This window comes from Candidatus Krumholzibacteriia bacterium, assembly GCA_035649275.1.
Taxonomy (GTDB): domain Bacteria; phylum Krumholzibacteriota; class Krumholzibacteriia.
Map to the genome: position 1 here is coordinate 31,984 of DASRJW010000150.1, position 12,581 is coordinate 44,564.

Here is a 12,581-nt window from a genome sequence, read left to right on the forward strand (position 1 = left end):
TCAAGACGCTCCGGACTCGGACTCGTCGTCGGCCCAGCTCTCCAGCTTGCGATACAGCGTCTTGCGATCGAGACCGAGGATGCGGGCCGCCAGCGTCTTGTTGCCGCCCGCCGCTTCGAGGACGCGGCGGATGTAGCGCCGCTCGACCTGATCGAGCGGCACCAGCTCGGACGGATCGTCGCTGGCGAGGACGATCTGCGTCCGCCGGGAGTCCCGGACCTTTTCGGGCAGATCGTCGAGAGTGATCTGCTCGAAGCGCGCCAGCGCCACGGCGCGCTCGATCGAGTTGCGCAGCTCGCGCACGTTCCCCGGCCAGGCATAGGCCAGCAACTTCTCCGCCGCGGCTCCCGACAAACCCGCGACACGCTTGCCGGCCTGGGCAGCGCAGTCCTCGAGGAAGCGCTGCGCCAGGAGCAGGATGTCGTTGCCGCGCAGGCGCAGCGGCGGCACCTCGATGGGGATGACGCTGATGCGGAAGAAGAGATCCTCGCGGAAGCGCTTCTCCTCCACCGCGGCTTCCAGGTCGATGTTCGTGGCGGCGATGAGACGCACGTCGATGGGGGTTTCGGTGTCGCCGCCGAGCGGACGGATCTTCCGTTCTTGGAGAGCGCGCAGCAGCTTGGGCTGCAGACCGACCGGCATGTCACCGATCTCGTCGAGGAAGAGCGTGCCGCCGTGGGCCTGCTGGAAGAGACCGGCGCGGGCGGTCCGGGCGTCGGTGAAGGCGCCGCGGGCATGGCCGAAGAGCTCGCTTTCCAGCAGGGTCTCGGGCATGGCGGCGCAGTTGACCGCGACGAAGGGCCCGGCGCTGCGCCGGCCGCGGCGGTGCAGCGCTTGCGCCACCAGCTCCTTGCCCGTGCCGCTCTCGCCAGTGATGAGCACCGAGGCGTCCGTCTCGGCGACGCGCTCGAGAAGGCCGTAGAGCTTGCGCATCGCCGGGCTCCCGCCTACGAGCTCGCCGAACAACTGCGACTCCCCCACCGCCCGCCGCAGGCGCTTGACCTCCTCGCGCAAGGCGCGGTGCTGCGCCGCCCGTTCCAGCGCCAGCACCAGCGCCTCGACCTCCACCGGCTTGGTGATGAAGTCGTAGGCACCGGCGCGGATGGCGGCGACGGCACTCTCGAAGCTGCCGAAGGAAGTGATGACGATCACCGGCACGTCGGGTCGGTTGGCGGCGACCCGCGTGCACAGCTCGAGACCATTCGTGCCTTGCATCTTGATGTCCGTGAGCACCACGTCGAAGTCCTCGGCGGCGAGGAGTTCGAGAGCCGTGTCGGCGGAGAGGCGCCACAGCGCGGTGATGCCGCGGCGCCCGAGAGACTCCGCCAGCATCTCGCACATGTTCTGGTCGTCGTCGACGACGAGCACCCGACCGTTCACGCCCGGCCTCCCCGGGCCAGAGCGGCCCCGGCGGCCGGCACCCCCATCTCCGGCGCTTCGCCTGGCAGGTGGATGCCGAAGCAGCTGCCCTTCCCACGGTGCGACTCGACGCTGATCCAGCCGCCATGGTCCCGCACGATGCCGTAGGCCACCGCCAGACCCATTCCCGTGCCTTCCCCCACCTCCTTGGTGGTGAAGAAGGGGTCGAAGATGTGGGGCAGGTTTTCCGGCGCGATCCCGTCGCCTTCGTCGCGCACCGACAAGGTGAGATACTCGGCCACGGCGCCACCGACCTCCGCCGGCGGCTGCAGGCGTTCGCGCCCGAGTTGCACCTGCACCACGCCACCGGCGCGCATCGACTGGAGCGCGTTCACGACCAGATTGGTGAGCACCTGCTCCATCTGCCCGCCGTCCACGAGCCCGACGAGCGGCCCCGCGTCCCCCTCGAGTCGTACCTCCACGCCACGCTTCTTGGCCAGCGGCGCGAGCAACGCCAGGGTCCGCTCGGCGAGGCGGCGGAGATCCTGGGGCGCGGCCTCCGGCGTGCGCCGGCGCGTCAGGTCGAGCAGCTGGCGGATGACGCCGGTGATGCGCTGCGCCTGTTCGAAGACGATGCGGGCGCCGTCGGCGGCCTCGGCGCCCGTCACCTCTCCGGTGGAGATCATCTTGGCGCGCTGCGACACCACGTTGAGCGGCGTCCCGAGCTCGTGCGCCACCCCGGCCGCGAGCTGTCCCACCGTGGCCAGACGGTCGGCGTGACGCAGCTGCTCCAGCGCGGCGATGCGCGCCGCGGTTTCCGACACCAGCTGCTTGTGCGCTGCATCGAGGCGCTCGCACATCGCATCGAGCTCGCGGGCGAGCATGCCGATCTCGTCTCGCTGCCGCAGGGCGAGCGGCCCGGAAAGATCCCCGGCGCCGGCGCGCCGCGCCTTGTCCACCAAGCCCTGGATCGGCCGTCCCACGAGCCAGGCGCCGAGCACGCCCGCCAGGAGGCTGAAGAGCGCCGCGAGAGTCGCCGTGGTGATGAGCCGGTGCACCGCCAGCGAGCGGAGATAACGCTGCTTGGCCTGCAGTGGCTCCGAGACCTCCAGGGCACCACGGAGCTGGCCTTCCACCTGCACCGGGATATACGTGAACAACCGGTCTCTCCCGTCCTCGGCGCGCAACGGGCGCGTCACCACCTCGTCCTTCCCCAAGCCGGCGAGCTCGGCTTGCGGCAGGCGCGGGGCGAAAGCACTGCCCGCCGCTGCTTCCGGTTCGACCCAGCGGAAATGCAGCCTGGAGGCGCGGTCGTTGGCGTGCTGGACGAGCAGCAGGGCGCGCGACAATCCCTCCCGCTGCAGGACGTCGGCGAGGGCCGTGGCCAGAGCGCGGCCGGTGTCGCGCTCGTCCGTGCGCATGTCCGCTTCGAGGAGACGCGTCTCGCGCCAGATGCCCACCCAGGCGTCGAGCGCCAGGACGACGCACATCGCCAGGACCAAGACCAGCGTCAGCTTGCTCGCGAGCTTCATGGGTCCCTTTAGGGAGCGGCTCGGTCGACCCGAATTCTAGACGTTAGACCTGGTACGGACGCCCTCGCAAGTCGGTCCCAGGATGCCACGGCGTGGCGAATCTCCCCAGTGCGCGCCGGCGCGAGCCGCGCGCCGGATCGCGACGTGGCCGGCACGAGCGAGGCGAAAGTGGACACGCGCGCCGCGCGGCAAGGAAAGTCGCCACCAGGCCGGAAGTCGCGCACGGTGCGCACGTTACCGTCGAGGGCGCGGATTGGCGCGGAAGTCGCTCTTCGATCCTCTGTGTCGGGTCCGGCGGGGCTCCCCCGGGTTCACGCCACCCGCCCCGCCCTGGACCCGTACACAAGTCACCGAGGTGGCGCAGCGCCCGCCGCCCCAGGAGGTTGAGGCTCATGCGACCGCGCAACATTCTCATACTGTGCGTCGGCGTCCTGCTCGTGACGAGCGTGGCGCTGGCGGGAGGAACCACCCCGGCCACGGGCAAACGGCAGCCGGCCGTCGGCAGCGCCAACTCGGCGACGAGCGCCGCAAGCAAGACGAGCGCATCGAACAAGAAGGAGATGCATCACATGCAGCTGAACAAGGAGCAGACCCTCGCTTTGCAGAATGCCCTGGTGAAGAGCGGCGACTTCAAGGGCAAAGTGGATGGCGTCTTCGGCGAGAAGACCCGCGAAGCCCTACGCCATTATCAACACACCAATCAGCTGCCCGTCACCGGCCAACCGGACGAGAAGACCATGGCGAAGCTGGGCATCCCGATCGCTGCTGCTCCGGCCAAGTCCGAGAAGAGCCCGACCGGGAGCTCCACGAGCCCCTACTGAGAAACATCATCCGGTCGACGCCGAGGAGCCGTTCGTAGCGACCGCCCCACGCGGCGGCAGCACCTGGTCTCGAACGGCTCTGCTTCCGGGCCCGGCCCCCCACGGCCGGGCCCGGTTTATTCTGTCCTCGCCGCGCCTCTGCGGTCCGGCCCAACCATCCACCCTTGGTTGGGCCCCGCGGCATCGTCTACCATGGATGGTTTGAAGCGCTGCCCGGAGCCGCCGCCCGGGCCGTTCCCGCGAGGCCGTGAATGAAGAACCGCGCCCCCCGGCTCACGGACGTCCAGTACGCCTGCAACTTCGCCGACATCCAGAAGCCCCTCACCTCGGCCCAGGCGTTCGTCGAATCCTCCCGCTGCCTCTTCTGCTTCGAGGCGCCGTGCATCACCGCCTGCCCGACGCACATCGACGTCCCGAGCTTCATCCAGAAGATCCGCAACGAGAACGTCCGTGGCGCCGCCCGGGTCATCCTGGACGCGAATCCCTTGGGTGCGAGCTGCGCTCGGGTCTGTCCGGTGGAGGTGCTCTGCGAGGGCGCCTGCGTGCTGCACCACAATCTGGAGAAGCCCGTGGAGATCGGCCGCCTGCAGCGCTTCGCCACCGATTGGTACTTCGAGCGCGGCATGCCGGCGCTGTTCCCGCTGCCGCCGGCCAACGGCCACCGCGTCGCCCTCGTCGGCGCCGGTCCCGCGTCTCTCGGCTGTGCCGCGGCGCTCCGCCGTCTGGGCTACGCCGCCGTGGTCTTCGACCGCAACCCCGAGCCGGGAGGCCTCAACACCTACGGCATCGCCCAATACAAGATGACACCCGAGGACAGCCTGCGGGAAATCGAGTTCGTCCGTTCCCTGGGGGCCGAATTCCGCTGCGGCGTGGAAGTGGGAACGCAGCTGACGCTCGACTCGCTGCGCCAGGATCACGACGCCGTCTTCCTCGGCATCGGTCTCGGGGGAACGCACCGTCTCGAAATCCCCGGTGCCGACAAGAACGGCGTCGTCGACGCTCTCCATTTCATCCGCGACTACAAGACGCGGCCCTACGGTGATGTCCCCGTCGGCCGTCGCGTCGCTGTCATCGGCGGCGGCAACACCGCCATCGACGCGGCGACGGCGGCGGTGCGCCTCGGCGCCGAGCGCACCTGGATCGTCTATCGGCGCAGCGAAGCCGAGATGCCCGCGTTTCACTACGAGATCGAGCTGGCGAAGCGAGACGGCGTCGTCTTCCAGTGGCTCGCCGCACCGAGCGAAATCCTGGGCGACGGCGGTGTGGCCGGCCTGCGCTGCCAGTGCATGCGCCTCGGGCCTCCCGACGCCCGCGGCCGCGCCCGGCCCGAGCCCGTCCCGGGCAGCGACTTCGTTCTCGAGGTGGACATGGTGATCGCCGCCACCGGCCAGGAGAAGTTGGGCGAGTGGCTCGGGGCGATCCAGGGCCTCGCGCTCGATGGGGGTCGCGTGGTGGTGGACGCGGAGACGGGGATGACCTCCGTCCCCGGTCTCTTCGCCGGCGGCGATTGCGCCAACGGCGGCCTGGAGGTGGTGAACGCCGTCGCCGAGGGCACGCGCGCCGCCTTCGGCATCGACGCCTGGATGCGCTCCCGGTGAGGAACGCGACGCGCCTCCCCTGGTGGATCGCCGGCGCCACCACGCTCTTCCATCTGCTCACCGCGGCACGCGGCGGTATCTTCCGCGACGAGCTCTACTACCTCGCTTGTTCCGAGCACCTCGGCCTCGGCTATGTCGACCAGCCGCCCCTCGTCGGTTATACCGCCTGGCTCGCCCGCCACCTCTTCGGCACATCCCTGCTGGGACTGCGCTTCCTGCCCGCTCTCGCTGCCGGTGGCACCGTGGCTCTGACGGCAGGAATGGCGCGCCGGCTCGGTGGCGGCCGCTTCGCCGTGTCGCTGGCAGCCGTGCTCGCGGCGCTGGCTCCGGTGTACGTTTCGATCTTCAGCATTCTTTCCATGAATGCCTTCGACGTGCTCCTCTGGGCAGCAGCGTTCTTCCTCCTGCTCCGGATTCTCGAGGGTGGCGCGCCTCGCGACTGGCTGCTCTTCGGTCTTGTTGCCGGCCTCGGCCTCGAGAACAAGCTGAGCATGGGCTTCTTGGGCGCTGGCGTCGCCGCCGGATTGCTCCTCGCCCGCGAGTGGCAGCAGTTTCGCCGCCCCTGGCTCTGGCTCGGTGGCGCGCTCGCCCTTCTCCTCTTCTTGCCGCACTGCCTCTGGCAAGCAGTACACGGTTGGCCCGCCCACGAGTTCATGGCCCATGCCATGGGGAGCAAGAACGCGCCACTCTCGCTCTTCGACACCCTGCGCACCTGGACCCTGCAGATGAACCCGTCGGCCGTACCCATCGTGCTCGCCGGTCTCGTGTTCCTCCTCGTTCGACCGGCGGGGAAGCCGTACCGCGCCCTCGGCTGGGCGAGCCTCGTCATCACCGGCCTGCTTCTGTCGCAGCGGTCCAAGCCCTACTACCTCTCGCCCCTCTTCACGCTTCTCTTCGCCGCGGGCAGCGTCGTCGCCGGCCACGTCACCGCGCCTCGGCGCCTTGGTTGGATCCGCGCCGTTCTCCTCGTCGCCTGCACCGGCGTCGGCCTCGCGCTCACGCCCCGGGCCAAGCCGCTTCTCCCGACCGAAGCTTACCTGGCCTACGCTGCGCGCCTCGGTCTCTCGACGCCGGCGGAAGAGAACCACGAGATGGGCCGCTTGCCGCAGTTCTTCGCCGATCGCATCGGCTGGCGCGAGCTGGCCGAAACCGTGGCGCGAGTCGCCGACAGTCTCACGCCGGAAGAACGGCAAGGCCTCTGTGTCTTCGGCCAGAACTACGGCCAGGCGGGCGCCATCGATTTCTACGGCCCCAGCCTCGGCCTGCCGAAGGCGCTCTCGGGGCACAACAGCTACTTCTTGTGGGGACCGCGCGGCTGCCGCGGTGATGTCGTCATCGTCATCGACGGCGACCTCGAGGATCTCCAGGAGGTGTTCGAGAGCGCCGAGCTCGCCACGACCTACACCTGCAGCGATTGCATGCCGTACGAGAACGACAAGCCCATCTGGATCGCCCGCCACCTGAAGCGACCCATGGAAAACCTCTGGCCCCAGGTGCGCCACTACAACTGACCCCCTTGCCTTCACCGCGCCGAGACCGTAGCGTGGACCGCCGGTGTGCCGGCGCCGCGCCGGGCTGGCACCTTGGCTGTCTCCGGGACGTCCGGATCCGAGTGCACGAGGACGGTCCATGACATCGGCGCTCGACGCCTTGCGTTCCTCCATCGGCGCGAAGCTGGTGATGGCGGTCACCGGCATCGTTCTCCTTCTCTTCGTCATCGGTCACCTGCTCGGCAACCTCCAGGTCTTCCTCGGCCCGGAAGCCCTCAATCATTACGCCCGGAAACTGCACTCGGTGCCGCGCTTGCTCTGGATCTTGCGTCTCGGTCTCATCGCCTGCGTCCTCCTCCACATTCTCGCCGCCATCCGCGTCGCCATCCTCAACCGGACGGCGCGGCCGCAACGCTATGTCAAGCTCCGGGCCCAGGCGGCGAGCTGGACGGCGCGGACGCTCCAGCTGAGCGGCGGAGCCATCGCCCTCTACGTCGTCTACCACCTGATGCACTTCACCTTCCGCAACGTGCACACGCAGTACGTGCACGAGGTGGAAGGACACGTCGATGTCTACTCCATGGTGGTCGGCAGCTTCCAGCAACCCGGGATCGCTCTCGTCTACACACTTTCCATGGTGCTCTTGGGGCTGCACCTGAGCCACGGCATCGGCGGCTTCCTGCAGACCCTCGGCGTCGGCCATCCGCGCTACAGCAAGAACCTACGATGGTTGGGGCCGGTGCTGGCGACGTTGCTCACCCTGGGTTACATCTCGATTCCCGTCGCCGTGCTCCTCGGTCTCGTCGCCCCGCCAGCAGGAGGAGGGCCATGAGCCCCACCACGGACACCAGGCTGCTCGAGTCACGCTGCCCCACCGGGCCGCTCGCCGAACGCTGGGACAAAGCGCGCTTCGAGATGAAGCTCGTCAACCCGGCGAACAAGCGCAAGTTCAGCGTCATCGTCGTGGGGTCGGGCCTGGCGGGTGGGGCCGCAGCGGCGTCGCTCGCCGAGCTGGGCTACGAGGTCGACTGCTTCTGCTACCAGGACAGCGCCCGGCGCGCCCACAGCATCGCCGCCCAGGGCGGGATCAACGCGGCGAAGAACTACCAGAACGACGGCGACAGCGTGCTGCGCTTGTTCTACGACACGGTGAAGGGCGGCGACTTCCGCGCCCGCGAATCCAACGTCCACCGCCTGGCCCAGATCAGCACCAGCATCATCGATCAGTGCGTCGCCCAGGGGGTGCCCTTCGCGCGGGAGTACGGCGGCCAGCTGGCGAATCGCTCCTTTGGCGGCGCCCAGGTATCGCGCACCTTCTATGCCCGGGGCCAGACCGGGCAGCAGCTACTCCTCGGCGCCTACCAGGCGCTGTCGCGGCAGGTGGGCGCCGGCAAGGTGCGCATGCACGCGCGCACTGAGATGCTCGACCTCGTCGTTGCCGACGGTCGCGCCGCCGGCATCGTCACCCGCGACCTCGTGAGTGGCGAGGTGAAGTCCTGGTCGGCACAGGCGGTGCTACTGGCCACGGGGGGTTATGGCAACGTCTTCTATCTCTCGACCAATGCCAAGGGCTGCAACGTCACCGCCACCTTTCGCGCCTGGAAGCGTGGCGCTTTCTTCGCCAACCCCTGCTTCACGCAGATCCACCCGACCTGCATCCCCGTCGCCGGCGAGTACCAGTCGAAGCTCACCCTCATGTCCGAGTCACTGCGCAACGACGGACGCATCTGGGTGCCGAAGCAGCAGGGCGATCGCCGTGCGGCAAGGGACATCCCGGAGGAAGAGCGCGACTACTACCTGGAGCGCCGCTACCCGAGCTTCGGCAACTTGTCCCCACGCGACATCGCCTCCCGCGCCGCCAAAGCGGTCTGCGATGCGGGGCGCGGTGTCGGCCCCTCGGGTCTCGGCGTCTACCTCGACTTCGCCGACGCCATCCGCCGGCTGGGCCGAGAGGTCATCGAGGAGCGCTACGGCAACCTCTTCCAGATGTACGAGCGCATCACCGGCGAAGACCCCTACACCACGCCCATGCGCATCTTCCCGGCGGTGCACTACACCATGGGCGGCACCTGGGTGGACTACCACCTGATGAGCACGATCCCCGGTCTCTTCGTCCTCGGCGAGGCGAACTTCTCCGACCACGGCGCCAACCGGCTCGGTGCCAGCGCCCTCATGCAAGGACTGGCGGACGGCTACTTCATCATTCCCTCCACCCTGGGCCACTACTTCGCCACCACGGTGCCACCACGATGCGGCACCGACCACGCCGCCTTTCGCGCCGTGGAGAGCGAGGTGCAGGAGCGGACCCGCCGTCTCCTCGCCGTGCGCGGCAAACGCAGCGTCGACAGCTTCCACCGCGAGCTCGGACTCCTGCTCTGGGAGAAGTGCGGCATGGCCCGCAACGCCGACGGCCTGCGCCAGGCACTGCAGCGCCTGCCGGCGCTGCGCGAGGAGTTCTGGAGCGACGTCAACGTCCTCGGCAGCAACGAGGAATACAACATCTGTCTCGAGATGGCGGGCCGCGTCGCCGACTTCCTCGAGTTCGCCGAGCTGCTCTGCACCGACGCTCTGGAGCGCGAGGAATCCTGCGGGGGCCACTTCCGCGAGGAGTACCAGACCGAGGAAGGCGAGGCCCGGCGCAACGACGCCAAGTTCTGCCACGTGAGCGCCTGGGAGTACACCGGTCCGGGGAAGGCGCCGAAGCTGCACAAGGAGCCGCTGGTCTTCGAGTTCGTGCACCCGACGCAGAGGAGCTACAAGTGATGCGCCTCACGCTCCGCATCTGGCGCCAGAAGGATGCCCGCACCGCCGGCCGGCTGGTCCCCTACGAGCTCGATGAGGTGAGCCCCCACATGTCCTTCCTGGAAATGCTGGACGTGCTCAACGAGAAGCTCCTCCGGGGCGGCGAGGAGCCCATCGCCTTCGACCACGATTGCCGCGAAGGCATTTGCGGCACCTGCTCGCTCGTCATCGACGGCGTCCCCCACGGTCCGGAACGCGCCACCACCACCTGTCAGCTGCACATGCGCAAGTTCCGCGACGGCCAGACCATCACGGTCGAGCCCTTCCGCGCCCGCGCCTTCCCGGTCATCCGGGATCTCGTCGTCGACCGCTCGGCGTTCGACCGGGTCATCCAGGCGGGCGGCTTCGTCGCCGTCAACACCGGCAGCGCCCCCGAGGGCAACGCCATCCCGGTGCCCAAGCACGAGGCCGAGATCGCCATGGACGCGGCGGCGTGCATCGGCTGCGGCGCCTGCGTCGCTGCCTGCCCGAACGCCTCCGCCATGCTCTTCGTCGCCGCCAAGGTCGCGCACCTGGCGCACTTGCCGCAGGGGCAGCCGGAGCGCAACGAGCGCGTGCGCGCCATGGTGCAGGCCATGGACGCCGAGCGCTTCGGCTTCTGCTCGCACCAGTTCGAATGCGAGGCGGTCTGCCCGAAGGAGATCAGCGGCCGCTTCATCGGGGAGCTCAACCGCGAGTACACTCGAGCGGTGCTGCGGCAGCAGGAGGAGGCGCCGCGCCTACCCGCTGCAGGCCGCGCCGGCATGAGTGGCGGCGCTGGCTGACGAGCCGCCATGAGCATGCAACCAGGCTTCTTCGATCCCGACCCCCTCCCCGGTCCGAGCCGCGTGCGCTTCGGCACTTCCTCCTTCTCGGCTCCCGAGTGGGTGGGAACCTTCTACCCCCGGGGTACGCGCCCGGGCGACTTCCTCCGCCACTACGCCACGCAGTTCGACACCGTGGAAGTGGACGCCACCTACTACCACGTGCCGGCGCCGGAAACCGTGGACGCATGGGTGGCAAAGACACCGCCACACTTTGCGCTCGCCGCCAAGTTCCCCCGCTCCATCGTGCATGGCGGCGAAGGACCCGAGCCCGACCCGACCCGGTTGCTGACGCCCGACGCCACCTACGCCGAGCGCGACACGTTTCTCGAGGTCATGAGCCGTCTCGGCGAGCGCTGCGGGCCGCTGGTGCTCCAGTTCCCGCACTTCTCGCCCCTCGTCTTCCGCGAGCGCGCCCCGTTTTGCGACCGCCTCGAAGCCTTCCTCGCCGATTTGCCGCGGGAGTTCGCCTACGCCGTCGAGATCCGCAACCCGTACTGGCTGGACGCCGACTTCGCCGCTCTCTGTCGGCGGTGGCAGGTGGCCCTCGTCCTCGTCGACCGCGCCGGCATGCCCCACGGCGCCGACGTCGCCACCCAGTTCGACCCGTGCACCGCGCCTTTTGCCTATCTCCGTCTCCTCGGCGACCGGCAGCGCATCGAACGCATCACCACGCGCTGGGAACGCGAGGTCATCGACCACCGCCAGAGCCTGGAGCGCTGGGCGGCGCTCCTCGCGCAGCTCGCCGCCCGCACCACCGTCTTCGTCTTCGCCAACAACCACTACGCTGGCCACGCCCCCACCACGATCCGCCGCTTGCAACAGCTGTTCCGCGCCGCCGCGGGCTAAATGCCCACACGTTCGACGCCGGGCGCGTCCGTCACGAAGCCGCATCCCGATCGCGTGAACTACCGAGTGCTGGAGGGCTCCCGCCGGTAACCATCCCGCAGGAGGGCGAAGAGCTTCTGGTCGAGGAGCGTGCCGTTCTTGAGCACGCTCTGCCGCAGCACGCCCTCGCAGACGAAGCCGTTCTTCTCCAGGACGCGCTCCGAGGCGGGGTTGCCGGCGAAGACGTAGGCGTAGAGCCGGACGAGGTCGGAGTTTTCGAAGGCATGCGCGACCAGGGCACTCACCGCTCGCGTGACGATGCCGCGGCCCCAGAAGGGTTCGCCCAGCCAGTAGCCGATCTCGGCGCTCTTGCGGTGCACGTCCATCTGCGGCACGAAGCCGATGCCGCCGATGAGCTCCGCGGCGTTGGCGATGGCGAAGTTCGTCTCCTCCTCCTGTGCCAGGGCCGCCGCCACCCAGCGCAAGGCGTCACGGCGCGTGTAGGGGTAGGGGAAGCTGTCGCGCAGATGGCGGGAGACGTTGGGATTGTTGGCGTACTTGTGGACGGCGGCGCTGTCACGCTTCTCGTAGCTGCGGATGCAGATCGAGCCGATGTCGATGCGCATGCCAAGCTCCCGGGCGGTGCCCTGCTTGCCTCGGACGACGTCCTGGCCCCGAAAAGCGACGGCGCGGTGGGCCAGCTCTCTTGCCGCCCACCGCGCCGCCGGGATCCACCTGCCTGGCGGGAGCTCCCGCCCGGCGGCTGCAACCTACCGGCTGCTCGTCATCATGGTTTCGCACTTCGTCTTCAGCGCCGACACCTGGGCCTTCACCTTGGGATCGTTGGAGCTGATCACCAGGATGTCGCCGGTCTTCGTGGTCCCGTGGGCCACGACGGCACCGGCCTTGTGGACGCCGCGAATGTCCTGGCACATCGAGCAGAGCTGCTTCTGCGCATCCGCATCGCTGAGCGCCATGCAAGCCTGGGCGGACTGGTCCAACTTCGCGTCCACTCCATGGAGCAGCTTGACCTTGGCGGGGTCCGACACGGTGTGGATCATGGCCATGCCGTTGTCGAGCTGCACGACTTCTCCCTGCATGACCGGCATCAGCTCGTCGAACACGGGCACGAAGTTCTTGCACATGAGACACTTGCCGAACTCTGCCTTCATGGCCTCCATCTCCGCCTTGTCCCCCGTATGCCCCGCCCACACGGGCAACGCAGCGAGAAGAGCGAGAATCGAGGCAGCAACGACGATCTTCCTCATGGAACCCTCCTAGTATGGGGACTTGCCCCGCGCGGTTTCGCCTGGACGGAAAAACCGCCTACGAGCATAGTGGCGTGGTT

11 protein-coding genes are annotated in these 12,581 nt (G+C 68.7%); 7 read left to right on the forward strand and 4 right to left on the reverse strand.

Annotation, left to right across the window (positions count from 1 at the left end; genetic code table 11):
- Both VFE28_16865 and VFE28_16870 read right to left on the reverse strand, forming a co-directional pair.
- On the reverse strand, positions 1–1,380 hold the full coding sequence (locus VFE28_16865; GenBank protein ID HZM17669.1) for a sigma-54 dependent transcriptional regulator: 1,380 nt from the start codon (positions 1,378–1,380) through the stop codon (positions 1–3).
- Positions 1,377–2,891, reverse strand: coding sequence for an ATP-binding protein (locus VFE28_16870; GenBank protein ID HZM17670.1), 1,515 nt, complete (start codon positions 2,889–2,891; stop codon positions 1,377–1,379). Before VFE28_16870 ends, VFE28_16865 begins: the two co-directional genes overlap by 4 nt.
- Positions 2,892–3,283: 392 nt before the next feature.
- On the opposite strand from VFE28_16870, the gene VFE28_16875 reads away from it, so the two are divergent.
- The 7 genes from VFE28_16875 to VFE28_16905 all read left to right on the forward strand — a co-directional run bounded on the left by VFE28_16875 (position 3,284) and on the right by VFE28_16905 (position 11,254).
- A complete protein-coding gene (locus tag VFE28_16875) occupies positions 3,284–3,712 on the forward strand; it encodes a peptidoglycan-binding domain-containing protein (protein ID HZM17671.1) in 429 nt (142 codons plus the stop codon).
- Between the two features lie 251 nt (positions 3,713–3,963).
- Positions 3,964–5,310, forward strand: coding sequence for an NAD(P)-dependent oxidoreductase (locus VFE28_16880; protein ID HZM17672.1), 1,347 nt, complete (start codon positions 3,964–3,966; stop codon positions 5,308–5,310).
- Positions 5,307–6,821: a glycosyltransferase family 39 protein gene (locus VFE28_16885; protein ID HZM17673.1), complete on the forward strand. Its 1,515-nt coding sequence runs from the start codon at positions 5,307–5,309 to the stop codon at positions 6,819–6,821. The genes VFE28_16880 and VFE28_16885 overlap by 4 nt, the downstream gene beginning before the upstream one ends.
- A 118-nt stretch (positions 6,822–6,939) precedes the next feature.
- Entirely contained in the window at positions 6,940–7,632 is a 693-nt protein-coding gene (locus VFE28_16890; protein HZM17674.1) for a succinate dehydrogenase cytochrome b subunit, read from the forward strand.
- A complete protein-coding gene (locus tag VFE28_16895; GenBank protein ID HZM17675.1) occupies positions 7,629–9,563 on the forward strand; it encodes a fumarate reductase/succinate dehydrogenase flavoprotein subunit in 1,935 nt (644 codons plus the stop codon). The genes VFE28_16890 and VFE28_16895 overlap by 4 nt, the downstream gene beginning before the upstream one ends.
- Entirely contained in the window at positions 9,563–10,366 is an 804-nt protein-coding gene (locus VFE28_16900; protein ID HZM17676.1) for a succinate dehydrogenase/fumarate reductase iron-sulfur subunit, read from the forward strand. Before VFE28_16895 ends, VFE28_16900 begins: the two co-directional genes overlap by 1 nt.
- A 9-nt stretch (positions 10,367–10,375) precedes the next feature.
- The gene (locus VFE28_16905; protein HZM17677.1) at positions 10,376–11,254 is read left to right on the forward strand and encodes a DUF72 domain-containing protein; all 879 of its coding nucleotides are present in this window, start codon (positions 10,376–10,378) and stop codon (positions 11,252–11,254) included.
- Between the two features lie 59 nt (positions 11,255–11,313).
- Here VFE28_16905 and VFE28_16910 read toward each other — a convergent pair whose 3' ends face one another.
- Both VFE28_16910 and VFE28_16915 read right to left on the reverse strand, forming a co-directional pair.
- On the reverse strand, positions 11,314–11,859 hold the full coding sequence (locus VFE28_16910) for a GNAT family protein (protein ID HZM17678.1): 546 nt from the start codon (positions 11,857–11,859) through the stop codon (positions 11,314–11,316).
- Between the two features lie 144 nt (positions 11,860–12,003).
- Positions 12,004–12,501: a hypothetical protein gene (locus VFE28_16915; GenBank protein ID HZM17679.1), complete on the reverse strand. Its 498-nt coding sequence runs from the start codon at positions 12,499–12,501 to the stop codon at positions 12,004–12,006.
- Positions 12,502–12,581 lie beyond the last annotated feature (80 nt).